We start from the raw sequence: 23,573 nt of genomic DNA, 5'->3' as shown, positions 1-23,573 counted from the left end.
GCCTCTGTGCGGAAATAACCCGATGTTCGATTGGCAGGATCTGTATTACTTCACCGTTCTGGCCCGCACCCAGTCGCTGTCGGCGGCCGCCCGCGAGTTGCAGGTGGAACACGCCACCGTCGGGCGCCGCGTCGATGCGCTGGAAAAAGCCCTCGGCGTAAAACTGGTAGACCGCCTGCCACGCAGCCGGCCACTCACGGCTCAAGGCCTGGCGCTGGCCGAGCTGGCCGCAGGCATGGGCGAGATGGCCACCGACGTGCTGCGCCTGTCGCGGGTAGCCTCCATCGAACTGGCCGGCACTGTGCGAGTCAGTTGCCCGCCGTCCATCGCCAACCACTGCATCGCGCCTCACATAGCGCGGTTGCGGGCCCAGTACCCCCAGCTGAACCTGGTGCTGATACCGTCCACTCAACTGGCTGCGCTCGACAAGGGCGAGGCCGATATCGCCCTGCGCACGGTGCGCCCCGACGAAGAGGCGCTGGTGCGCCGCAAGGTCGGCGTGGTGCGCTTCGGTCTTTATGGCGCGCCCGCGTTCAGGCAGTTGCCTACTGCCCAATGGACCTTCATCGCCTACGACAGCAGCCGTGATCACCTGCCGCAACAGGCGTGGCTGCACCAACTGCGCGGCCAACGCCCGATCGTGTTTGCCGCCAGCGAGTTGATCACCCAACAGACGGCCGCGCGCGCGCACGTCGGCGCAGTGGTGTTGCCAACGTTGGTGGGCGACCACGATCCGCTGCTGGCCAGGTTGCCGACGCCCAGCGACGGGCCGGTCCGCGATATCTGGCTGACGGTGTACCCGGATATGCGCCGCTCGCCGTCGGTAAAGGTGGTGATGGAGTTTCTGGTGGCATGCATCGAAGGTGAAGTGCAGCTGCGGCGTTGAATCAGCCGGCGGTGGCGTTGACTCCAGCACCTGCTTGGCGCGTTCCAGGCGCAGGGTTTGCACATAGCTCTGTGCATCAGGTAGATGGGTGTCGGTTGTACTCGGTCAACTTGTGGGAGCGGGCTTGTTGTGGCGAGCGGGCTTGCCCCGCGTTGGGGCGCGAAGCGCCCCTAAAACCTGACACCGCCGTCTACCAGTCAGCGCGCGGTGGCCTTGATGGGGGCCGCTTCGCAGCCCAACGCGGGGCAAGCCCGCTCGCCACGACAGCCCGGCTCTTCTCAGGAGGCGGTTTCAGGTCGCCAGATCAGCCAGCCCCAGGTGCTCGCGCAGCGTCGAGCCTTCATAGGCGGTACGAAACAACCCCTTGCGCTGCAAGTGCGGAATCACGCTCTCGACAAACTCAGTGAACGAACCCGGCAGGTAACCCGGTGAGATCACAAACCCGTCGCAGCCGCCTTGCTCGAACAGCTCCGCTAATTGGTCGGCGATCTGCGCGCCAGTGCCCACCAGTTGCGGCACGCGCACGCTGCTGGCGAAGATGCGGCCGAGTTGCTCAAGGGTAATTTCAGGCCCTTGCATCAACAGCTTTTCCGCCGCAGCGGCAGGGATCAGTGGCGACCGGGCAACCTCGGCCAGGGTGGCCGTCAGCGGGAACGGCGACAGGTCCACATTGAGCTGCGAAGCAAGTGTCACCAGCCCCAGCTCAGGCCGCGCCAGGGCGTTGTGCCGATCGCGCTTGGCGCGGGCTTCGGCCTCGCTGCCGCCAATAAACGGCATCACCGCGGTCAACACCTTGCAGCTGTCGGCGTCGCGGCCTTGCTGCACCACCTGGGCACGCACGTCATCGCGAAAGGCGCGCATCGCGTTCAAATGCGGGTGAATGGTGAAAATCGCCTCGGCCCAGCGCGCGCCAAACCGCCGACCGCGCCCGGACGAACCGGCCTGAATCAATACCGGACGGCCCTGGGGCGTGCGCGGGATATTCAGCGGGCCTTCGACCTTGAACCACTCGCCCTGATGCTGCACCGACGTGATCAAGGCCGGGTCGGCGAGCACGCCATCTTCGCGGTCCAGCTTGAGGGCGTCTTTGCCCCAACTGTTCCAGAGCTTCAATGCGACTTCAACAAACTCATCGGCGCGGTCGTAGCGCAGGTCGTGTTCCAGGTGCTTGTCCTTGCCGAACAGGCGCCCTTCACTGTCGTTCATCGACGTGACGATATTCCACGCCGCGCGGCCCTTGGACAGGTGGTCGAGGGTGGCAAATTCGCGCGCGATGTGCGCCGGTTCGTAATAGGTGGTGGAGCGCGTCGCGCCCAGGCCCAGCTTGCGGGTCTGGCCTATCAAGTAAGAGAGGATCGGCAACGGGTCCAGGCGCGTGGCGTCCTGGGCGCCGTAGCGCAAGGCAAACTCGCGCGAGCCGCCCATCTGGTCGCCCACGGCCAGGCGGTCGGCGAAGAACAGGAAGTCGAACAGGCCCTCCTCCACCACCTTGGCGATGCGTGAGTAGTAGTCGGGGTCGAGGTAATTGCCGAGCGTTTCGGGGTGGCGCCACACGGCGTGGCTGTGCACCACCGGCCCACTCAGGAGGAAGGCTGACAAATGGATCTGGCGGCTCATGGTTTGGGGGTCCACACGGTGATATCGGCGACGTTCAGCGGCTTGGGAATCAGCTTGGCGGCGTAATAGGCGTCGGCGATGCGTTGCTGTTCGGCAAGGTTTTGCACCTTGACCGGGATGATGTCGTAGCTGCGTCGGCTATTGGCGCGCTCCACCGTGGCCGGTGGGATGTTGCCCCACAGCGGCGCAAGGATGTCAGCGGCTTGCTTGGGATGGGCTTTGACCCATTGGCCGGTTTCGCGCAGGGTATCGAAGGTGATTTGCAGCACCTCCGGGTGCGCCTTGGCAAATTGTGTGGTCGCCAGGTAGAAGCGGTTGTAGTTGGCCAGCCCGTCGTTGCCATCGGCGATCACACGCACGTGATGCTCAAGCTGCTGGGTGGCGAAGAACGGGTCCCAGATCACCCAGGCATCCACGCTGCCATTTGAAAACGCCGCGCCACCGTCGGGTGCCTCAAGGTAACGCGGGGTGATATCGGCCAGCGTCAGGCCGGCGTTGTGCAGCGCCGAGATCAGCAGAAAGTTGCTGCCCGAGCCCTTGGACACGGCGACGGTCTTGCCCTTGAGGTCGGCGATGCTGTGGATCGGGGATGCGTCCTGGACGATGATCGCCTGGGCGCCGGGCGATGAGTTTTCCTGGGCGTAATACGTCAGCGGCGCATCGGCGGCCTGGGTGAACAGCGCAAAGGCGTCAGCCACGTCCGCGTGCAAATCGACACTGCCGGCGTTCAAGGAACTGAGCAGGCCGGTGCTGAATTCATGCCAATTGACGGTGAACCCCAAGGGCTTGAGGCGCTGTTCGAGCTGGCCATTTTGCTTGAGCAGGATCCACAGCGTCGACGAGCGCTGGTAGCTGATGTCCAGGGTCTGCTCGGCGTGGGCCGCCGCTGCGGCAAACAGCAGGCTGGCGGCGAGAATGAGTTGTTTCAACGTCATGGAAGGCCTTGGCATAGGTGAGTTGAAGGAAGCTGCTTATGCAAAAAGACCACATAAGACCTGGCAGACAAGCGAACTCGATTATATTAACGACGGGTAATTATGAAAGAACCCTATAATTCTATGGTTATGCCCAATTCGTCGGAACGCGTGAAAAGCGCCCTAAGCTCAGACCGAAAGAGTATTTATCGAATGCTTTTTAGAACTTTAAGCTTGGCCTTATTTCGCTGAAGATCGAGCGCGCCATGTCTATTCGTCGTCCCCTCGCCGTTGTCCTCGGGCTATTGGCTTTTTCGGTTGCGGTGAGCGCCGAGGCTCAGGAAACCGTGCGCATCGGTTACCAGAAATCCTCGACCCTGATCACCCTGCTGAAAACCCAGGGCACGCTTGAAAAAGCCCTCAAGGCCGACAACATCGACGTGAGCTGGCATGAATTCCCCAGCGGCCTGCCGCTGCTCGAAGCATTGAACGTGGGCAACGTGGACATCAGCGCCGACGTGGCTGACACCGTGCCGATCTTCGCTCAGGCCGCCCAGGCCAAACTCACCTACTTCGCCCAGGAAGCGCCCTCGCCCTCAGCCCAGGCCATCGTGGTGCGCAAGGACTCGCCGATCCAGCAGCTGGCAGATTTGAAAGGCAAGAAAATCGCGGTGACCAAGGCCGCCGGCACTCACTACTTGCTCATCGCCGCACTGGCCAAAGCCGGCTTGGCGTTCTCGGATATCGAGCCGGCCTATCTGTCGCCGGCCGATGGTCGCGCGGCCTTCGAGAACAACAAGGTTGACGCCTGGGTCACCTGGGAACCGTTCCTCACCAGCGTGCAGCGTCAACTGCCGACCCGCACCCTGGCCGACGGCGCAGGCCTTGCCAGTTACAAGCGCTATTACCTGACCGGCACGCCTTACGCCAAGGCGCATCCCGAGGTCTTGAAACGGGTGTATGAGCAATTGGAAAAAGCCGGTCAATGGGTAAAAACCAACCCACAGGACGCGGCGAAAGTACTCGGCCCACTGTGGGGCAACCTGGATGTGGCCACGGTGGAAGCCGCCAACGCGCACCGCAGTTATGAGGTGCAACCGGTCACGGTCGAACAGTTGGGTGAGCAGCAGAAGATCGCAGATGCCTTCTTCAAGGCCGGCTTGTTGCCCAAGGCGGTGGATGCGCAGGATGTGCAGACCTGGAAGCCGTGAGAAGTTTCATTTTGACGATGAGGCCCATGTGCGCGCATGGCTGGCGGCCGAACCGTTTACGCATGGAGGGTTGTTCAAACAACTGGATGTGCAGGTTTTCCAGAACCGCTGGCCGCAGAAAGTCGGCTTCCCAGAGGCGTAAAGGCGTGGCGCGCGGGTAAACAAGCCGCCTGGGAAGTGGTACAACGGGTGTCCCGTGCCGCCCAGCGCTGCGCCACATCCCACTTCCTGGAGACCGCCGCTCATGACGTCCAAGCTCGAACAACTCAAGCAATTCACCACCGTGGTCTGCGACACCGGCGACCTGGAAGCCATCAGCCGCCTGCGTCCGGTCGACGCCACCACCAACCCGTCGTTACTGCTTAAAGCCGCCGCCATCCCGGAATACGCCGAGCTGCTGCGCACTGCCGTGAGCCTGTCCAAGGGCGACGTGGGCCTGGCCTGCGATCACTTCGCCGTGTCGGTCGGTGCGGGCATTCTCAAGGTGATTCCCGGGCGCATCTCGACCGAAGTCGATGCGCGGCTGTCCTTTGACGAAGACGCACTGTGGGCCAAGGCCAACCAGCTGATCGCCCTGTACGACCAGGCCGGTATCGGTCGCGAGCGCGTGCTGATCAAGCTGGCGTCCACCTGGGAAGGCATCCGCACTGCCGAACGTCTGGAAAAAGCCGGCATCCAGACCAACCTCACGCTGCTGTTCTCCTTCGCCCAGGCCGTGGCGTGCGCTGATGCCGGGGTGTTTTTGATCTCGCCATTCGTAGGCCGCATCTACGACTGGTACCGCAAAAGCACAGGCCTGGATTACACCGGCGCCGAAGACCCGGGCGTGCAATCGGTTACCCGCATCTACAACTACTACAAGGCCAACGCCATCCCGACCGTGGTCATGGGCGCAAGCTTTCGCACGCTTAGCCAGATCGAGCAACTGGCAGGTTGTGACCGCCTGACCATCAGCCCGGACCTGCTGCACAAACTCGATGAAGACAACGGCACGCTGGAACGCAAACTGGTGCCGGGCGCTGAAGGTGAAGTGCGTCAGCAACTGACCGAAGCGCAGTTCCGCTGGGCGTCGAATGAAGATGCGATGGCAACGGAAAAACTCGCCGAGGGCATCCGGCAGTTCGCGCGCGATCAGGAGAAGTTGGAGGCGGTGCTGGCGGCGTTGTAACAGGACGCTCGATTGCTGTGGCGAGAGAGCCTGCGCCCTCGCCACGGCAATCACCCAAAGGCTGAGCGTTCGCTGTGATTCAGAACGGCCCCTTTGTCATCACCCGCTCATCAATAAACCCGCGCAACATGCCAATGCGTTGCGTGTAGGCATCACTCAGGCAACTCAGCCGCGCGCCACACGCGCGCCGCTGCTTGAGCCAGTCCGCCTGCCCGTCCATCAATGAGCCGCGCCCGCCCATGGCCATGAAGTGCTTGTTCAGGTCGTAGAGCAACGCCATCGTTACGTCCTGGTCATTCAAGCTGCGGTTGGCGCAGATGGCAATTTCGTCAGCGGCCTTGGCCTTCGCGCAATCAAAGCTGGCGGCCTGGCTTGCAAGGCTGAGCATCAGGGTGCAAATACCGGTAAAGAGTGCAGGTTTGAGCAATAGACGTGACATCGGCGGTGGGCTCCGAAAAAAGTGGGCAAACGGCGGCGTTATAGATAGGCCCGCCGCCGGCGAAAAAGTTCTTCGACACCGAGCACCGTTCAGTCGCGTTCACCCAACGCACGGGCGGCCAGCGCACCGAGTAGTGCGCCGACGATCGGCGCCAGGCAGCGCTGCGACAGGTATTCGCCGCCGGCAAACAGCGCCGGGCCGGTGCTGCGGGCCGGTTGACGGATCAATGCACGTTTTTAGACTGATCCACGGCATCCATATAGGCGACGAGGTGTCTCACGGGTTCGATCCTTTGATTTTTTCAAGTCATCATTGACCAACGCATCAGTTGCTACGCGCCACACCCTGCCCATACCGGTGAATCGCCAGGCAGTAGCCGATCAGCGCCACTGCCGCGAGTAACCCGCCCGCCGCGCCGATCCAGGCGAAACCGAAGTGGCTGCCGACCCAACTGCCCATCAGGGCGCCGCCGCCGATGCCGATGTTGTAGATGCCGGAGAACATCGCCATGGCCACGTCGGTGGCGTCGGGTGCCAGCACCAGCACTTTGGATTGCATGGCCAGGCCAAAGCCCATGATCGCCATGCCCCAGAACACGCTCAGGCCGACGAGGTAGGACTCGGCGCCGCTCAAGGGCAGCATCAGCGCCAGGCACGCAGCAAGCAGGAACACCGCACTGACCACGAACAAGTGCGGGTTGAAACGGTGCACCAGGCTGAACAGCAGCGAGCCGATGATGCCCGCGCCGCCGAACACCAGCAGGAACAGGGTCACCACGTTACCGCTCAGGCCGGCGACGCCTTCGACGAAGGGTTCGATGTAGCTGTAGGCGGTGAATTGCGCGGTCACCACCATGGCGGTGAGCACGTACAGCGCCACCAGCGCCGGGCGCTTGAACAGCAACGGCAGGCTGCGCAGCGAGCCGGAGTTTTGGCTCGGCAGCAGCGGCAAGGTGCGCGCCAGCCAGAACACCAGGGCCGCGGCAAAGGCGGCGATCACCAGAAACGTGGTGCGCCAGCCCATGGCTTCGCCGAGCAGGCGGCCCAGCGGAATGCCCAGGACCATCGCCAGTGACGTGCCGGTGGCCAACAGGCCGAGGGCTTGCACCTGCTTGCCCTCCGGCGCCAGGCGCACGGCCAGGGAGGCGGTGATCGACCAGAACAACGCGTGGGACAAGGCGATGCCGATGCGGCTGACCATCAGCAAGCCGAAGCTGGTGGCGACGCTGGAGAGAATATGGCTGGCGATAAACAAGCCGAACAACACGATCAGCAACTTGCGCCGTTCGACGTTACGCGTCAGCAGCATCACCGGCAGCGACGTCAGCGACACGATCCAGGCATAGATGGTGAGCATCAGGCCGACGCTGGCGATGGGCATGTCGAAGCTGGCGCCGATGGCGCTGAGCAGGCCGACCGGTACGAATTCGGTGGTATTGAACACAAATGCGGCCAAAGCAAGGGCGATGACCGGTTGCCAGTTGGCTTGGGGGGTTGCGGCTGAAATGCTCATTGGCGGGCGAGGTACTCTGGCGATGATCCAACGGCCACGCAGAACAGCGCCGCCGCCGAGCATTCTATAGGTTTCTCGCCGCGCTGTTGGCGCGGATCGTCGCTCTGAGGTTCAGGGCAAGGTCATGGTGATTACATAGTTGCCCGACACAATCGGCGTGCCGGCGCTGTCCACCAGCAGGTAGCGCTGGTCGTAATAACGCCCGGCGCCACTGTCGGCAACCAGCCTCACCCGGGCCGCATCGACGCTGGCCACCGGCGCCAGACTGCGCACCTCGAAGCGGCTGCCGCGGTTAAAACTGGCGCAGCCGGTCAACTCCATCACCGCGCCGCTGCGCGCATTTGTCGCACACCCAGGCTCGACGATTGCGCCGGTGAACTGGATAGTGCCCTGCCCCACGGTCTGTGCCGCACCACAGGCACTGGCCCATAGGCAAAACAGGCCTGCAAACACCGAAATACCTTTAACGCTCATGCCGACACTCCTTATTGGGCTCTTACCCAGGAAGTCGTCTGGCCGGGCGTTAACTTGAGGTGATTCGGCCTAGGGTGTGATCTGGATCACGGATCCACCTGCCCCATCATCTCGGGGATGCTTTCCGGCCGCTTGGCGTAGCGTTGCGCCAGCGCCGCGCACACCATCAACTGGATCTGGTGAAACAGCATCAGCGGCAGGATTAACACGCCCATGGTTGCGCCGGCGAACAGCACTTGCGCCATCGGCACGCCGGTGGCGAGGCTTTTCTTCGAGCCGCAGAACAAGATGGTGATGCGGTCTTCCTGGTTAAAGCCAAAGGCCTTGCCCAGCACGGTGGACGCCACCAGTACCAGGACCAGCAACACACAGCACGCCACCACCAGGCCGCCCAACTCCCACAGCGGGATCTTGTGCCAGATGCCTTCGTTGACCGCTTCGCTGAACGCGCCGTAAACCACCAGCAGGATCGAGCCCTGATCGACGAACTTCAGCCAGGACTTATTCCGGCCGACCCAATCGCCGATCCAGCGACGAGCGATTTGCCCGGCGATAAACGGCAACAGCAATTGCACGCTGATTTTCAGGATCGCGTCGACGGTGGAGCCCGCGTCGCCGTGCACGTTGAGCAGCAGCGTCACCAGCAGCGGCGTGAGGAAGATGCCGAACAGGCTGGAGGCCGCCGCACTGCAGATCGCCGCCGGAATGTTGCCGCGCGCAAGCGACGTAAAGGCAATCGCCGATTGCACCGTGGCCGGCAAGGCACACAGGTAGAGCATGCCCATGTACAGGTCTTTGCCGATCAGCGGCGACAGCACCGGCTTGAGCGCCAGGCCGAGCAAGGGGAACAGCACAAAGGTCAGGCTGAACACCAGCAGGTGCAGGCGCCAGTGCCCGGCACCGGCAACGATGGCCTGGCGCGACAGCTTGGCGCCGTGCAGGAAAAACAGCAGCGCAATGGCCAGGTTGGTCACCCAGCCAAAGGCCACGGCGGTCTGGCCGCCGGCGGGCAGCAGGGAAGCGAGAATCACCGTGGCAATCAGGGTCAGGGTGAAGTTGTCAGGCAGAAAACGTGGACGGGTCATAAGCAAATCTTCCAGGGGTTGCCAAGAGCATCGATGCGACTCTAACGTAACGGCTTGTTACCGACTAACGCCAATGAGCCAGTAAATGCCGCCTAAAGGACATGAAAAGACCGTCCGGCGCAGTGTGCCCGGGCTTTCCAGCCTGCCGCGGCCCGTGTATGGGCGCACGGAGTCACTGCGCAATCGCGCGCTGACCCGCCAGCACAGCCACCCGTGGGTGCAGTTGTCCTACGCGATATCCGGGGTGCTGGAGATCCAGACCAGCGTCGGCCGCTTCGTCGCCCCGCCCCAGCGCGCGGTGTGGATCCCTGCGGGCGTACCACATCGGGTGTTCAGCTCGCCGCACACGGAAATGCGCAGCCTGTACCTGGATTGCAGCGTTACCGCCTGGGCGGCCGAGCGGTGTCAGGTGTTGGAGGTGAGCAGTTTGTTGCGCGAGTTGATCCGCAGTTTCAGTGAGTTGCCGGTGGAATATGCCGAGGACGGGCCGGATGGGCGCCTGGCCCAGGTGGTGCTCGACCAGTTGGCCGCTGCGCCGCAGGTGGATTTGATGCTGCCTTTGCCCCTGGACCCGCGGTTGCGTCAGGTTTATCGCAGCTTGAATCTGCATCCGGAGCAGCAGACGACCTTGGGGGATTGGGGGCGCAGGCTGGGGGTGAGTGAGAAGACGTTGAGTCGGTTGTTTTTGAGTGATACCGGGCTGACGTTTCGCGCTTGGCGTCAGCGGTTGCGGTTGCTGAGTGCGTTGCCGGCCCTGGAACAGGGGGAGCGGGTTACGGATGTGGCGTTGGGGTGTGGGTATGAGTCGACTTCGGCGTTTATTGCGGCGTTTCGGCAGCAGTTTGATGCGACACCTGGGGAGTTTTTTCGGTGATGTTTGGGGTGGGTTATTGAGTACATATCCGTTATTTGCGTGATGGCGAATATCGGTTCCGCCCTTACGGCGGGTCACTTTTGAAAAGAGCCCAAAAGTAACCAAAAGGCTCTTGCCCCACCACTCGGCACCTCGCTTAGGCTCGGTGTGCCCTCACGCAGGCTATGGAGCGTGGGCCGCCGCGATGGGCCATCCATGGCCCAACACGGCTAAACCGGCGTCCTGCCGGGTTACCCACGCTCCAAAACCTGCGTTCGGCCAGCGTGGTTTAACGGGGCGCCCAAGATCAAAGCAAAAGCACGGCGGCCTAGTAGCCGACCTGAGTGGTAGAAGCAAAACCGAGGCGGCCTGACAGCCGACCTGATTTTGGAAGCTGAACTCAATCAAATGTGGGAGCTGGCTTGCCTGCGATGGCATCAACTGGTTATGCCTGATACACCGAGGTGCCTGCATCGCAGGCAAGCCAGCTCCCACAGAAAAGCAAAGCAGTGCGGTGCTGGCAGTTGAACTCGGTGAAATTGTGGGAGCGGGCTTGCTCGCGAAGGCGGTGGGTCAGTCAGCTTATGTATCACTGAACCACCGCATTCGCGGGCAAGCCCGCTCCCACATTTGGAGCTCAGTACATCAGATAAAGGTGTGTTGTTTTGCTTTTGATCTGCTTTTGCTTCTACCACTCAGGTCGGCTACTAGGCCGCCGTGCTCTGCTTTTGATCTTGCTTTTGATCTGACAGGCCCCGTCAACCACGCTGGCCGAACGCAGGCTTGAATCCGTGGGTAACCCGGCAGGACGCCGGGTTAGCCGTGTTGGGCCATGGATGGCCCGTCGCGGCGGCCCACGGATTCAAGCCGGAGTGAGGGCACACCGAGCCTAGGCGAGGTGCCGAGTGGTGGGGCAAAGACCTTTTGGTTACTTTTGGGGCGTTTGCCAAAAGTGACCCGCTGTAAGAGCGGAACCGCCAGCCGCCGTTACCGCAGCAACGGATATGCCCCCTAAAAAACGCCCGCCATCAGCAACCACTCAACTCCCATCCCCACCATGAGCCTCTTCAAAGAAGTAATCCTTCCAGCTCGCCGCCTTGTTCTTCAACACCCCCAGCTCCTGCAATTTCTCGGCATAGATATAGGTCCGCTGCGGCACGATGGTGAAATCGATCTCCGGGTCCTGGACAATTTTCTCCACCAGGTCCAACGGCAGCTTGGATTGCTCCACACGGATATACGCCTTCGCCGCGGCCGGCTTATCGGCCTTGATGATCGTCTCGGCCTCAGCCAGCGCGTCGTAAAACGCCTTATAGGTCTTGGGGTTCTCGTCGTGGAATTTCTCAGTGGTGTAAAGCACGTTGAACGTAGCCTGCCCGCCAAGGATGTCGTAGGAACTGAGCACCTTGTGCACGTTAGGGTTAAGCAACTCCTGGTACTGGAACGGCGGACTGGAGAAGTGCGAGTTAATCTCCGAACCACCGGCAATCAACGCCGCCGTGGCATCAGGGTGAGCCAGGCTGATGGAGATATCGTCAAACTTCTTGTAGTTCGCATCGCCAAACTGCTTGGCGGTTTCGATCTGCAGGGTGCGCGACTGAAACCCCACACCGGCAGCGGGCACGGCGATGCGGTCTTTCTCGGTGAAGTCCTTGAGGGTCTTCACGTTAGGGTTGTTGGTCAGCAGGTAATTGGGCATCGAGCCGAGGGAGGCGATGGCCTTGACGTTCTGCTTGCCCTTGGTGCGGTCCCACAGGGTGAGCATCGGCGGCACACCGGCCGAGACCACGTCCAGCGCGCCCGCCAGCAGCGATTCATTCATCGCCGTGGCGCCGGAGATGCTGTTCCATTCCACCTTGATATCCAGCCCCTGCTCCTTGCCGTGTTTCTCGATCAAGTGCTGGTCGCGCACCACGTCGAGGATCAGGTAGCCGATGCCGAACTGCTGGGCGATGCTGATTTTGCCTTCGGCCTGGGCACCGGGGCTGAGCAAGCTGCCAGCAGCGGCCAGGGACGCGGCCAATAGGGTCAGGGGGGAACGCTTGAAAGTCATGGGGGAATCTGCCGCGTTTTCAGGAAGGTGATGAAGCCTAGCGGCGTTTTTTAAGACACGAAAAGAATATATAGCTCTATTCTTATGCAATAAATCAGCAGCGCTGAACGGCGGCGATGTTCGAGCGTCCGACACCAAAACCTGCCAGCACGTGGTCGAGGTTTTCCAGGGTTTTACGCGTTTGCGCTGCGTCGCCATCGACGGAGGTCGATTGGGGAAACGCTAACAAGGCTATTGGCGAATGGACGTCGACCCTGAAGCGAGTACCTTTCGCGCAAAAAATCCCCATGGGCGCCGCTCGGCTGGTATTGTGCCGCGCTTTGAAATGCACCTGCCGACCTGCGAGGAAATGGACGTTGAACACTGACGATAAAATGACCGGAGACCTGTTCGAGGTGGATAAGCGCCTGTCACTCAAGCCCGTGGTGGACTTCAACGCCTACCTGCGCAGCGCGTTCGGCGACGGCCCATGCACCTGCGTACGCTGCGCCGCCAGCAACGGTGACGAAACCGGCTACGCGTACCAGCACAGCTTCAACTTCGACGGCAAACCCAGCCACCGCCGCTTTGCCTCGACCGCGGGCAGTGATGTGCTGACGATGCTGAAAAAAGCTTGGCTGTCGTACACCAAGGCTGAGCTGGCGCTCAGTGGCGAGCTGGCGCTGGACACGGTCAAGGAGTTCGTCGAGCCGCAGTTGCACAAGCGCGTGGCGCCGTTGTTTGTGGCCAGTGGCCTGGTCAAGGACGTGGACGGCGTGCTGCAGATCCAACCGCAGGCGGCAGCCTGACGTGAATGCGGGAGGGGCTTGCCCCCTCCCGGTTTGCGCTGTGTTTGGTTTAGAAGCCTGGAACGCCCTGCAGGCGTAAATCGGGCGTCACTTCTTCCAGCGGTTCGACAATCGGCCGCTCATCCATGCCCGGCAGCAGGATCACCTTGCGGCACTCCTCCTCGGCCTTGTCAAACAACTCATAGCCGCGCGCAGCCTGCTCCAGCGACAACCGATGCGTGACGATCGCCTCGGGGTTCAGATGCCCCAGCTCGATGTGCTCAAGCAACTCCGGCAGGAAGCGCTGCACATGGGTCTGGCCCATTTTGAACGTCAGCCCCTTGTCGAACGCGTCGCCAAACATGAACCCGTGAATAAACCCGGCATACACCCCGGCCACGCTGACCACCCCGCCACGGCGCACGGCAGCGATGCACTGGCGCAGGGCCTTGCCGCTGCTGCCTTCGATCTTGAGCGTGGTAAGAATGGTCTCGGTGGTGCTGCCCTTGGCTTCGAACCCCACTGCGTCCACCACGCCGTCGACCCCGCGCATGCCGGCGGTCTGGCGAATGATGGTGTCGGCGGGGTCGTCATCTTCTTCGAAGTTGATCGGGATCACCCCGTACATTTTTTGCGCGTAGGCCAAGCGGTAGGGATGGTCATCGACCATGAAGATCTGCTCGGCGCCAAGCATCTGCGCGCACGCCGCGCTGAGCAGGCCGACCGGGCCGGCGCCGTAGATCGCAACGCTGGAGCCCTTGCCGATGCCGGCGTTGGTCACCGCCTGCCAGGCCGTGGGCAGGATGTCCGAGAGGAACAGGACCTTTTCATCCGCCAGCAACCCAGGCACCTTGAATGGCCCGGTGTTGGCTTTCGGCACCCGCACCAGCTCGGCCTGGCCGCCGGGAATGCCGCCATACAGACGGCTGTAGCCGAACAACGCGGCCCCCGGCGGGATCGCCTTTTTATTCAGGATCGCGCCGCGCCCATCATTGGTGGTTTCGCAGGCGGCAAATTGTTGCAGTTGGCAGAAGAAGCAGTCGCCACAGGCAATCACGAACGGGATCACCACGCGGTCGCCGCGCTGCACGGCCGTCACCGCCGGCCCGGTTTCCTCAACGATGCCCATGAACTCATGGCCGAAAATGTCGCCATGCTCGACGGTCGGGATCTTGCCGCGGTACAGGTGCAAGTCCGAGCCGCAAATGGCGGTGGCGGTGACGCGCAAAATAATGTCGTCGGGTTGCTCAATGATCGGATCGGGCACCGTATCGACCTGCACTTTGTGCGCGCCCTGGAAAGTCATCGCTCGCATGCTCTGCACTCCTGTTGTTGAGAAGGTGTTGAAAGGCTTATTGATTAAGGGGCGCGACACCTGCGAGCGTTCCGTCGAGGTAGGGCCACAGCCGATCAGTGGTCACCGCTGATGCGCGCCAAGCTTCAGCGCAGTCGGGTGACGGTGAGCGCCACCACGGCGATCCGCTCGACGCCCTCATAGCCGGGTTTTTCCAGCTCTTCGCCAAAGACGTCAGGGTCGATTTCGCGGTAGGTCCAGCCGTAGTCAGCACTGGCCACCAGCGGTTTGATCGCCTCCAGAAAGGCATCGGCGCCGGCCACCATCGCCACGCCCGTGTAGAGCACCAGACTGCCGCCCAGAGCCAGGCGCTCGCGGGATTCGCTGACGATACGCACCGACAACTGCGCCCCCAGGGCACCGCCACCATGGCGGTAGGCGCGCTGATGCTGGTCATTCATATAGGGCGGGTTGGCAACGATCAGGTCGAATTCGCCGTCGACGCTGGCCAGTATGTCGCTGTGGTACGCGCTGACATTCGCCAGGCCCGCCAGCTCGGCATTCACCGCGGTCATGCGCAAAGCGCGGGGGTTGATGTCCACCGCCAGCACGTCAGCGTCAGGCCGGGCGCGGGCGATGACCAATGCACCGACACCCGCGCCGCAACCGATGTCCACCGCCCGCCGCACAGGCTCGAAACGCTGTTGCAGATGGGCTTGGATCACGTGGGCAAACCGGTAGCTGTCGGGGCCGAAAAACACCGCGTCGGCCTGGGTGGTCGGGTACGGCGAGTGGGCGAACAGCAACTCGTCCAGGCTCGACCAGCGCACGGTGCTGCGCCATAAGGCGTCGTGTTTTTCGATCACCTGCGCTTGCTGCAATTCTTCGCGAAAGGCCTCAGGCAACAACGCGTTATCAAATGGCAGCGACCAGCCGAACACATCGCGCATCGTCATCGCCAGCGGCGTTGCCAGGCGCTGGCACACCCGTTGATGGGTCAGGGGCGTCGGCGTGATAAACCGGTAGCCGTTCTCCTTCAATCCGCGGCCCAGGTTCAACAGGGTGCGATCGACGAGCTGCTGTGCTGACATGAACGACACTCCTCAGCGCAGACGCGCGCGCAGTTGGATAAAGCGCCGCGTCGCGTAAAGCCCGGCCGGGGCGCAATGGCGCCGCGCCGACATCCACGGAATCAGCGCATCGAGCTGCTGTTCATCGGCCAGTTTGCACAGTGACTCAACCAGCGCCTGGGTGTCCGGATCGGCCGGGCGATGCTGCTCCCGGGAGAAACGGCTGCCGCGCCCCGGCCGTGCAGGCGGCACGCGCTCGCCGCTGACCCAGTCACCGGCAATCCAGTCGTGCAGCAGCTGCTTTTCAGCGCCGCTGAACACGCCGAACATCGCTGCACCGGCGCCCTCGATCAGTTGCCAGAAGCGGCTGTCGGCAGGGTCCTGGTTGCGCTTGATCCAGCCTTTGTCTTGCAGCGCCTGCAGGAACTCAGCGATCTGCCCAGGCTCTGCCAGCCATTGATTGACGGTTTTGCCCTCGAAGCGGCAGTAATCGGAATGCATGTGCTGACCGTACGTGCGCTTACGCTCAAGCATGGCCACCACTTGCTCCTGCAGGTTGAAGCGCTCGATCACGGCCGTGGTGCCCGGCCCGAGGTCATTGAGCTGATAACCGCGGGCCACGCGGCGGTAGAACTGCTCCCTGCCCTCGCCCAGCGGCAGCAGGTTCAACACCGCTTGCGCGGCCTTGCAGGCATGGCCGCTGCTGGCGTTGTCGATGGTGACGTGGAGGGTGAAGTAATAGGGATCGATGCCCAGCTCGCTCAGCTCGTACGAGGTGATCAGCAGGTGCAGGGGTAATTGCTCATAGCCCAGGTTGTAACCGATCACTTCCGGCAGGAACTCCTCGGCACACAGGCCCAGCGCCAGTTGCAAGGCGCCTTGCAGGTAGTCGTCATCATTGAGGCCGGCTTCGCTGTCGGCATCGTGCTCGCTGAGCAGCTTGCGATAGATCACCACATGGTTTTGCGCCGCTTCGCCGTCGCCCAGTTCTTCGAGGTAGGTGGTCAGCAGCCCATCGAAGCGCTGGTCCTGCCAATAGCGCAGTAAACCGTACAGCCAGGCGCCATCGACCTGTTTGGTCGGCGCCAGGCATTGCAACACGTACAAGGCGTGGGCCTTGTTCTGGAAGTAGCGCCGTGGCTGACCCTGCTGGCGTTGCTCCAGGTAGTCGGCGTAGTCGCGGGCTACGGCGGCGCAGCGCTGCTCGACCCACGCGGGCAGTTGTTCGGGCGTGTCGGGCAATTCGCAGGGCACGTCCTGCACCTGGGCCAATTGCGCCAGCAAGAATTCCCGTGCCAGCGCCTCGCAACCCTCCGTCTCGTTGTACAGCTGCTGGTACACGCGTTGATGGCGGCCGTCGGCCGAGTCAGTCAGGGTGGCCGGTTGGCCCGACAGCGCTGTAAGAAGCGTCATGATGGCAGTTTCCACAAAGTCCGATACAACTCGGCTTTCTCACCAGAAAGCCCCGCAAGAGCGCTCAAAACGCGCGCTTCTAAAGTGCAGAGCATCTGGCTGTGGGGAAAATTCAATCGGCATTGCATGGCTGCGGATCAGCGGTTATTCGGCACCACTCGACAGATGCCAGGGGGTTGTAGACCAACTCCAGGCTTTACGACTACGTTGGCTGCGTACGAACGGGAGATTCTCTTCCTCGTATTGCAAGGCCCCCATGGCTGGATGTTGCCCGACATCGCCGCGCCGGACACTGCCATGGCGCGCGTCAGCCAGGCCAGCCAATGGATTCGCCAGGATTTTGCCCAACCGGATACGAAAGCGCGACCCAGTTCAGCCGCGACTATGCGCGGGTGTCCGGGCTGCCGCCCGCGCGGGACACGGCGCGGATTTTGGCGGCGAACAAAGGGGGGGGCAGTAGACGCAAAATCAGTGGGCTGAGCGGCCCATTGGGGCGAGTGGGTTTGTTGTGGCGAGCGGGCTTGCCCCGCGTTGGGCTGCGAAGCAGCCCCATAAAAGACGCCGAGTTCACCCAGACACCACTCGGTCGTCAGGTTTTGGGGCTGCTTCGCAGCCCAACGCGGGGCAAGCCCGCTCGCCACATAAGCCCGCTTGCCACAACAAGCCCGCTCGTCACGGATGCTGTGTTACTTACGCGCTGCCTCCCACGACTTGAGCAGGTCGTTGTAGCTCACGGTTTCGCCTTTGGGTTTCTCATTGGCCAGTTTCGGCTTCGGCGCGCCGGGTTGGTCGAACCAGTATTGGGCACCACGCTCGGGGTTCATTTTCGGGCCGCATATTGGCTGCACGTTGGAGCGTTCCAGGCGCGTCATGATCGCGTCCTGCTCCTTGGCCAGGTTGTCCAGCGCCTGCTGCGGGGTTTTCTCGCCGCTGGCGGCGGCGGCGATGTTGCTCCACCACAGTTGCGCCAGGCGTGGGTAGTCCGGCACGTTGGTGCCGGTCGGGGTCCACTCGACCCGTGCCGGGCTGCGGTAGAACTCCACCAGGCCACCGAGTTTGGGCGCCAGGTCGGTCATGGCCTGGGAGTTGATGTCGGACTCACGAATCGGCGTCAGGCCAACGATGGTTTTCTTCAGCGAGACGGTTTTCGAGGTCACGAACTGCGCGTAGAGCCAGGCCGCGAGTTTCTGCTTCTCGGGCGTCGACTTGAGGAACGTCCAGGAGCCCACGTCCTGATAGCCCTTCTTCATGCCCTTTTCCCAATAAGGCCCGACCGGCGATGGCGCCATGCGCCATTTCGGCGTGCCGTCGGCATTCACCACCGGCAGGCCCGGCTTGGTCATGTCGGCGGTAAACGCGGTGTACCAGAAGATCTGCTGGGCGATGTTGCCCTGGGACGGCACCGGGCCGGATTCGGAGAAGGTCATGCCCGCCGCTTCCGGTGGCGCGTAGGCTTTCATCCAGTCCACGTATTTCTGCGTCGCGTACACCGCGGCCGGGCCGTTGGTGTCGCCGCCGCGGGTCACGCTGGAGCCCACCGGGTGGCAGTCCTCCACGCGAATGCCCCACTCGTCCACCGGCAAGCCGTTGGGCAGGCCCTTGTCGCCGCCGCCGGCCATGGAGAACCAGGCATCGGTGAAGCGCCAGCCCAGTGACGGGTCTTTTTTGCCGTAGTCCATGTGCCCATAAATACGTTTGCCGTCGATTTCCTTGACGTCTTCGCTGAAGAATTTGGCGATGTCTTCATACGCCGACCAGTTCACCGGCACGCCGAGGTCGTAGCCGTATTTTTCCTTGAACTTGACTTTCAGCTCCGGCCGCTCGAACCAGTCGGCGCGGAACCAGTAGAGGTTGGCGAATTGCTGGTCGGGCAGTTGGTAGACTTTGCCGTCCGGCGCGGTGGTGAACGAAAGGCCGATAAAGTCCTTGATGTCCAGGGTCGGCGAGGTGAAGTCCTTGCCTTCGTTGGCCATCAGGTCGGTGATCGACTCGGTCTTGCCATAGCGAAAGTGCGTGCCGATCAAGTCGGAATCGTTGACCCAGCCGTCATAGATGTTCTTGTCGGACTGCATCTGGGTTTGCAGCTTTTCCACCACGTCGCCTTCCTGCAGCAGGTCGTGGGTCAGCTTGATGCCGGTGATTTCGCTGAAGGCCTTGGCCAGCACCTTGGATTCGTACTCGTGGGTGGTGAGGGTTTCCGACACCACGTTGATCTTCATCCCACGAAACGGTTCTGCCGCCTTGATAAACCACTTCAACTCTTCGAGCTGCTGGTCTTGGGTGAGGGTGGACGGTTTGAACTCGCTGCCGATCCATTTTTTCGCCGCGTCTTCGTACGCATCGGCCCAGGCCGTGGCGCTCAAACCGCTGAGGGCCAGTACGCCGGCCAATGAAATGCTATGTCGCAGCTTATTGTTTTTATTCAACATAGAGACCTCCTGGTGGTTTATTCACAAGGGCACTAGCCCCAACGCATCACACTCAACAGCCATACCAGGGACAGCGCGGACGCCACCCAGATGCTCCAGTCGGTAACGCCGATAACCAGTAAATGCAGGTAGGCGCTGCCGAGAAGACCGATAAACAGGCGATCACCACGGGTGGTGCTGATCGGTAAAAAGCCGCGCCGAGGGATGCTCGGCGAGCGCAGTTCCCAGGTGGTCATGCCCACCAGCAGCACGCCGATGGCCGCAAAGAACAACGCGGTGGGAGTGGTCCAGGCCATCCATTCCATCATCAACTCCTCAGACCCGGCCCAGGGCAAAGCCCTTGGCCACGTGGTTGCGAACAAACCAGATCACCAGCATGCCAGGCAGGATGGTCAACACCCCCGCCGCCGCCAGCACGCCCCAGTCGATACCCGAGGCCGAGACCGTGCGGGTCATCACCGCCGCGATGGGCTTGGCGTTGACCGAGGTCAGCGTGCGCGCCAGCAACAGCTCGACCCAGGAAAACATGAAGCAGAAAAACGCGGTTACCCCGATGCCGGAGCCGATCAGCGGGATAAAAATCTTCACGAAAAACTTGGGAAAGCTATAGCCGTCGATGTAGGCGGTTTCGTCGATTTCCTTGGGCACGCCGGACATGAAGCCTTCCAGAATCCACACCGCCAACGGCACATTGAACAGGCAATGCGCCAGGGCCACTGCGATGTGTGTGTCGAACAGGCCGATGGACGAATACAGCTGGAAAAACGGCAGCAAAAACACCGCCGGCGGTGCCATGCGGTTGGTCAGCAGCCAGAAGAACAGGTGCTTGTCGCCCAGGAAACGGTAGCGTGAGAAGGCGTAGGCCGCCGGCAGCGCCACACTCAGGGAAATCACCGTGTTCAGGCTCACGTAATACAGTGAGTTGATATAGCCGGTGTACCAGCTCGGGTCGGTGAAGATCACCTTGTAGTTGGCCAGGGTGAAAGCCTGCGGAAACAGGGTCAGCCCGCCGAGGATTTCGGTGTTGCTCTTGAAGGACATGTTCAGCAGCCAGTAGATCGGCACCAGCAAGAACAGAATGTAGACCAGCAGCGGTATGACCTTGCGTTTGCTCATGTTGGCGGCCTCAGCGGTTGGCGTCGGAGTGGGTCATGGCGGTGTAGAACAGCCAGGACACCAGCAGGATGATCAGGAAGTACACCAGCGAGAACGCCGCCGCCGGGCCCAGGTCGAATTGGCCGACAGCCATCTGGGTCAGGGTCTGACTGAGAAAGGTGGTGGCATTCCCCGGGCCGCCGCCCGTGAGGACGAAGGGCTCGGTGTAGATCATGAAGCTGTCCATGAACCGCAGCATCACCGCGATCAGCAGCACGCTTTTCATCTTCGGCAACTGGATATGCCGGAACACCGCCCAGGCCGATGCGCGGTCTATTCGCGCGGCCTGGTAGTACACGTCCGGGATCGCGCGCAGCCCCGAGTAACACAGCAACGCCACCAGTGAAGTCCAGTGCCACACGTCCATCACCAGCACCGTGACCCAGGCGTCCATGGTGTTGGCCGCGTAGTTGTAGTTGATGCCCATGGCGTTGAGGGTTGAACCGAGCAAACCGATGTCGGCACGGCCGAAGATCTGCCAGATGGTGCCCACCACGTTCCACGGAATCAGCAGCGGAATCGCCAGAATGATCAGCACCAGCGAAGACCAGCGGCCCTTGGTCGGCATGGTCAGGGCAATGGCGATACCCAGCGGGATTTCAATCAGCAGCACGCAAGCCGAGTAGATGAACTGGCGCAGCAAGGAGTCATGCAAACGCGGGTCGAGCAGCACCTGCTTGTACCAGTCGGCGCCGACAAAGTAGCGGCTGGACTGGTCGAAGATGTCCTGCACCGAGTAGTTGACCACGGTCATCATCGGGATCACCGCACTGAACGCCACCAACAGAAACACCGGCAACACCAGCCACCAGGCCTTGTTGTTCTGCACCTTGTTCATGGCTGCACCTCCAGCAGGTAGTCATCGGCGTAGACCATCAGCCACTGCGCCGGGAAGCTGATCGAGGCACTGCCCTGAGGGACCGGTTTGTCTTCGGCCAGGCGTATTTTCAACGGCGCGCCGTCGAGGTTGAGGGTCATGATCTTGTAAGTGCCAAGGTCTTCGACATGGGTGACATCGGCCTGCAGCGCGTCAGGGTTGTACTCGTCCCACACGTGGATAAATTCCGGGCGGATGCCCACCTGCAGTTTTTTGTAGTCGGTGTCGCGGATGCGCTGCTGCATCGCCTCGGGCAACGGCAGCAGCGTGCCGGCAAACCGCACCCCGCCCGCCTCGGCCTGCACTTCAATCAGGTTCATGCCGGGGCTGCCAATGAAATAGCCGACAAATGTGTGGCTCGGCCGCTCAAACAACTCGCGCGGCGTGCCGAACTGCACGATCTGCCCGCCGTACATCACCGCGATCTTGTCGGCAAAGGTCGAGGCTTCAAGCTGGTCGTGGGTCACGTAGACCATGGTGATATTGAACTGCTCGTGGATCTGCTTGAGCTTGCGTCGCAGTTTCCACTTCAGGTGCGGATCGATCACCGTCAGCGGCTCGTCGAACAGGATTGCCGACACGTCATCACGCACCAGGCCACGGCCCATGGAGACTTTCTGCTTTTCATCGGCGGTGAGGTTGCGCGCCTTTTTGCTCAACAGGGTTTGCAGGTCGAGGACTTCGGCAATTTCCTGCACCTTGCTGTGAATTTTCGCCTCGGGCATGCCTTGGTTGCGCAGCGGAAAGGCCAGGTTGTCGAACACCGTCATGGTGTCGTACACCACCGGAAACTGGAACACCTGGGCAATGTTGCGGCGTTCCGGGGTGAGTTCGTTGACCACCCTGTGGTCGAACAGCACCTGGCCTTCCGAAGGGTTGAGCAGGCCGGAGATGATATTCAGCAAGGTCGACTTGCCGCACCCGGACGGCCCGAGCAAGGCGTAGGCGCCGCCCTGCTCCCACACGTGGTTCATTTCCCGAATCGCGTAGTCTTCAGGGCCGGCGGGTGTAGGGCTGTAGCTGTGCGCGAGGTTCTGCAAATGGATCTCGGCCATCAGGCAACCCTCGCTACGCGGCGCCCGGGGGCCTGGACCAAGCGGCCCTGGCCATCGAACACAAACAGTTTATGGGTGGGGATATACACGCGGATCGGCGCATCGACGTCGTACTCGTGCACGCCCGGCAGGTGCAGCACCAGCAGGAAATGCTCGCTGCGCACGTGCAGGAAGGTTTCCGAGCCGCTGATTTCGGCCACTTCCACGGTCACGGCCAGTTCCAGGTCATCGTCGTTGCTCGGCACCAGGCTGATATGGCTGGGGCGCACGCCAAAGCGGAACTCGCCCTCGCCGATGGGGCGCAGGTCGACGTTGAGCGGGAAGTGCACGAAATTGGCGAAGCTGACTTCATTGCCGCTGATCCGCCCCGGCATCAGGTTGATCGGCGGCTCGGAAAACAATTCGGCGGCCAGCACGGTCTGCGGCTGGTGGTACACCTCGGCAGCCTTGCCGCTCTGGATCACCCGGCCCTCATGCAGAATCGTGGTGGTGCCGCCAAGGGCGAGGGCTTCATTGGGTTCGGTGGTGGCGTAGAGGGCGATGGTGTGGCGGGCCTTGAACAGCTCGCGCATTTCCTGACGCAGTTCTTCGCGCAGTTTGTAGTCCAGGTTCACCAGCGGTTCATCAAACAGGATCAACTCAGCGTCTTTGACCAGCGCGCGGGCCATGGCCGTGCGTTGCTGCTGGCCACCGGACAGCTCCAACGGATGGCGCTGCAGGAATTTCTCGATGCGCAGCATTTTCGCGGTTTCGAGCACCTTGCTATGGATCAGCTCGTTGGACACACCGGCCTGGCGCAGCGGCGAGGCGATGTTCTCGAACACGGTCATGGTCGGGTAGTTGATGAACTGCTGGTAGACCATCGACACGTTACGCAGGCGCACCGGCTTGTGGGTGACGTCCACGCCATTCATCAGGATGCGGCCGCTGTCGGGCTTGTCCAGGCCGGCCATCAGGCGCATCAGGCTGGTCTTGCCGGACAGGGTGCGGCCCAGCAAGACGTTGAAGGAACCGGCTTCGAAACGCAGGTTGGCGTCGTCGATCCAGGTCTGGCCTTCGACGACGCGGGAGACATGTTCCAGGGTCAATGACATGACACGCTCTTTTTTATTATTGGAGTGAATCTGGCAACGACTCAGAGCGAGTTTCGTGCCAGATGCGGCAGGTGCTTGATCCCTAAGGAAATGAGCCAGATTGGCTGTTCAGGCATCAACAGAAGTGAACAATTGGAGCTGAACAACTGAACAACTGGCGGGTTGACAATGAACAGTTGTGAACAACAATTGATGGGCGACGCGAAT

Annotated in this window: 23 protein-coding genes and 2 pseudogenes; 7 read left to right on the top strand and 18 right to left on the bottom strand. The window is 61.8% G+C overall.

All coding sequences use genetic code 11. The annotated features are described in order from the left end of the window. Window positions 1–22: 22 nt before the first annotated feature. The gene (locus ABWL43_RS11325) at window positions 23–886 is read left to right on the top strand and encodes a LysR family transcriptional regulator (protein ID WP_404487704.1); all 864 of its coding nucleotides are present in this window, start codon (window positions 23–25) and stop codon (window positions 884–886) included. Between the two features lie 291 nt (window positions 887–1,177). Here the strand turns inward: ABWL43_RS11325 and ABWL43_RS11320 are convergent, their stop codons facing one another. Continuing rightward, the gene (locus ABWL43_RS11320) at window positions 1,178–2,503 is read right to left on the bottom strand and encodes an LLM class flavin-dependent oxidoreductase (protein ID WP_404487702.1); all 1,326 of its coding nucleotides are present in this window, start codon (window positions 2,501–2,503) and stop codon (window positions 1,178–1,180) included. Then, window positions 2,500–3,438 carry an aliphatic sulfonate ABC transporter substrate-binding protein gene (locus tag ABWL43_RS11315; protein WP_369303448.1) on the bottom strand — a complete coding sequence of 313 codons (939 nt, stop codon included), beginning with the start codon at window positions 3,436–3,438 and terminating at the stop codon, window positions 2,500–2,502. Before ABWL43_RS11315 ends, ABWL43_RS11320 begins: the two co-directional genes overlap by 4 nt. Before the next feature lie 245 nt (window positions 3,439–3,683). Here ABWL43_RS11315 and ABWL43_RS11310 point away from each other — a divergent pair, with 245 nt between their 5' ends. From ABWL43_RS11310 to tal, 3 genes are all read left to right on the top strand, one after another. Beyond that, window positions 3,684–4,628: an aliphatic sulfonate ABC transporter substrate-binding protein gene (locus ABWL43_RS11310; protein ID WP_242200061.1), complete on the top strand. Its 945-nt coding sequence runs from the start codon at window positions 3,684–3,686 to the stop codon at window positions 4,626–4,628. Next, entirely contained in the window at window positions 4,606–4,770 is a 165-nt protein-coding gene (locus ABWL43_RS11305; protein ID WP_262207766.1) for a hypothetical protein, read from the top strand. Before ABWL43_RS11310 ends, ABWL43_RS11305 begins: the two co-directional genes overlap by 23 nt. A 102-nt stretch (window positions 4,771–4,872) precedes the next feature. After that, on the top strand, window positions 4,873–5,796 hold the full coding sequence (gene tal, locus ABWL43_RS11300; protein ID WP_369303446.1) for a transaldolase: 924 nt from the start codon (window positions 4,873–4,875) through the stop codon (window positions 5,794–5,796). A gap of 79 nt (window positions 5,797–5,875) precedes the next feature. On the opposite strand, the gene ABWL43_RS11295 is transcribed toward tal, so the two are convergent. The 5 genes and pseudogenes from ABWL43_RS11295 to ABWL43_RS11275 form a co-directional block, all read right to left on the bottom strand. Further along, window positions 5,876–6,235 (bottom strand): lysozyme inhibitor LprI family protein, encoded by a 360-nt coding sequence (locus ABWL43_RS11295; RefSeq protein WP_404487701.1) that lies wholly within the window; start codon window positions 6,233–6,235, stop codon window positions 5,876–5,878. Window positions 6,236–6,324: 89 nt separating this feature from the next. Then, a pseudogene (locus tag ABWL43_RS11290) lies at window positions 6,325–6,450 on the bottom strand (aquaporin); the annotation flags it as partial. Window positions 6,451–6,559: 109 nt separating this feature from the next. Continuing rightward, entirely contained in the window at window positions 6,560–7,747 is a 1,188-nt protein-coding gene (locus ABWL43_RS11285) for a sugar transporter (protein WP_145163632.1), read from the bottom strand. Between the two features lie 111 nt (window positions 7,748–7,858). Further along, window positions 7,859–8,221: a type 1 fimbrial protein gene (locus ABWL43_RS11280; protein WP_262207758.1), complete on the bottom strand. Its 363-nt coding sequence runs from the start codon at window positions 8,219–8,221 to the stop codon at window positions 7,859–7,861. An 86-nt stretch (window positions 8,222–8,307) separates the two neighbouring features. Then, window positions 8,308–9,306, bottom strand: a complete 999-nt coding sequence (locus tag ABWL43_RS11275; protein WP_404487700.1) for a bile acid:sodium symporter family protein — start codon at window positions 9,304–9,306, stop codon at window positions 8,308–8,310. Window positions 9,307–9,391: 85 nt separating this feature from the next. Between ABWL43_RS11275 and ABWL43_RS11270 the strand changes: the two genes are divergently transcribed. Continuing rightward, window positions 9,392–10,180 carry an AraC family transcriptional regulator gene (locus tag ABWL43_RS11270; protein WP_404487699.1) on the top strand — a complete coding sequence of 263 codons (789 nt, stop codon included), beginning with the start codon at window positions 9,392–9,394 and terminating at the stop codon, window positions 10,178–10,180. Window positions 10,181–11,198: 1,018 nt separating this feature from the next. Here ABWL43_RS11270 and ABWL43_RS11265 read toward each other — a convergent pair. Next, window positions 11,199–12,212 (bottom strand): ABC transporter substrate-binding protein, encoded by a 1,014-nt coding sequence (locus ABWL43_RS11265; protein WP_404487698.1) that lies wholly within the window; start codon window positions 12,210–12,212, stop codon window positions 11,199–11,201. A 94-nt stretch (window positions 12,213–12,306) separates the two neighbouring features. Further along, window positions 12,307–12,576, bottom strand: coding sequence for a RidA family protein (locus ABWL43_RS11260; RefSeq protein ID WP_404487697.1), 270 nt, complete (start codon window positions 12,574–12,576; stop codon window positions 12,307–12,309). Here ABWL43_RS11260 and ABWL43_RS11255 point away from each other — a divergent pair. After that, window positions 12,569–13,000: a hypothetical protein gene (locus ABWL43_RS11255; RefSeq protein WP_404487696.1), complete on the top strand. Its 432-nt coding sequence runs from the start codon at window positions 12,569–12,571 to the stop codon at window positions 12,998–13,000. The two genes, ABWL43_RS11260 and ABWL43_RS11255, sit on opposite strands and share 8 nt — an antisense overlap. A 49-nt stretch (window positions 13,001–13,049) precedes the next feature. Here ABWL43_RS11255 and ABWL43_RS11250 read toward each other — a convergent pair whose 3' ends face one another. The 3 genes from ABWL43_RS11250 to ABWL43_RS11240 all read right to left on the bottom strand — a co-directional run bounded on the left by ABWL43_RS11250 (window position 13,050) and on the right by ABWL43_RS11240 (window position 16,756). Next, window positions 13,050–14,294, bottom strand: coding sequence for a zinc-dependent alcohol dehydrogenase (locus ABWL43_RS11250; RefSeq protein ID WP_404487695.1), 1,245 nt, complete (start codon window positions 14,292–14,294; stop codon window positions 13,050–13,052). A gap of 125 nt (window positions 14,295–14,419) precedes the next feature. Further along, the gene (locus ABWL43_RS11245; RefSeq protein ID WP_404487694.1) at window positions 14,420–15,364 is read right to left on the bottom strand and encodes a methyltransferase; all 945 of its coding nucleotides are present in this window, start codon (window positions 15,362–15,364) and stop codon (window positions 14,420–14,422) included. A gap of 12 nt (window positions 15,365–15,376) precedes the next feature. Beyond that, window positions 15,377–16,756 (bottom strand): iron-containing redox enzyme family protein, encoded by a 1,380-nt coding sequence (locus ABWL43_RS11240; RefSeq protein ID WP_404487693.1) that lies wholly within the window; start codon window positions 16,754–16,756, stop codon window positions 15,377–15,379. A gap of 216 nt (window positions 16,757–16,972) precedes the next feature. On the opposite strand from ABWL43_RS11240, the pseudogene ABWL43_RS11235 reads away from it, so the two are divergent. Then, window positions 16,973–17,205, top strand: a pseudogene (locus ABWL43_RS11235) (AraC family transcriptional regulator); the annotation flags it as partial. A gap of 237 nt (window positions 17,206–17,442) precedes the next feature. Here ABWL43_RS11235 and ABWL43_RS11230 read toward each other — a convergent pair. From ABWL43_RS11230 to ABWL43_RS11205, 6 genes are read right to left on the bottom strand one after another with little or no spacing between them, the layout of a single operon-like run. Further along, complete coding sequence (locus ABWL43_RS11230; RefSeq protein ID WP_404487692.1) at window positions 17,443–19,185, bottom strand: ABC transporter substrate-binding protein; 1,743 nt, start codon at window positions 19,183–19,185, stop codon at window positions 17,443–17,445. A gap of 32 nt (window positions 19,186–19,217) precedes the next feature. Beyond that, window positions 19,218–19,490 (bottom strand): DUF2160 domain-containing protein, encoded by a 273-nt coding sequence (locus ABWL43_RS11225; RefSeq protein ID WP_106580628.1) that lies wholly within the window; start codon window positions 19,488–19,490, stop codon window positions 19,218–19,220. Window positions 19,491–19,500: 10 nt separating this feature from the next. After that, window positions 19,501–20,301: a carbohydrate ABC transporter permease gene (locus ABWL43_RS11220; RefSeq protein ID WP_369302658.1), complete on the bottom strand. Its 801-nt coding sequence runs from the start codon at window positions 20,299–20,301 to the stop codon at window positions 19,501–19,503. 10 nt (window positions 20,302–20,311) lie between these two features. Further along, window positions 20,312–21,178, bottom strand: a complete 867-nt coding sequence (locus tag ABWL43_RS11215; protein WP_017137728.1) for a carbohydrate ABC transporter permease — start codon at window positions 21,176–21,178, stop codon at window positions 20,312–20,314. After that, entirely contained in the window at window positions 21,175–22,272 is a 1,098-nt protein-coding gene (locus ABWL43_RS11210) for an ABC transporter ATP-binding protein (RefSeq protein ID WP_404487690.1), read from the bottom strand. The genes ABWL43_RS11215 and ABWL43_RS11210 overlap by 4 nt, the downstream gene beginning before the upstream one ends. Beyond that, window positions 22,272–23,366, bottom strand: a complete 1,095-nt coding sequence (locus tag ABWL43_RS11205) for an ABC transporter ATP-binding protein (protein ID WP_145163607.1) — start codon at window positions 23,364–23,366, stop codon at window positions 22,272–22,274. Before ABWL43_RS11205 ends, ABWL43_RS11210 begins: the two co-directional genes overlap by 1 nt. Window positions 23,367–23,573: the final 207 nt, after the last annotated feature.

It is taken from the genome of Pseudomonas sp. HT11 (assembly GCF_044875395.1).
Classification (GTDB): Bacteria; Pseudomonadota; Gammaproteobacteria; order Pseudomonadales; family Pseudomonadaceae; genus Aquipseudomonas.
Note: the sequence above shows the minus strand (reverse complement) of the source record. Positions and strands in the feature narration are given on the sequence as shown.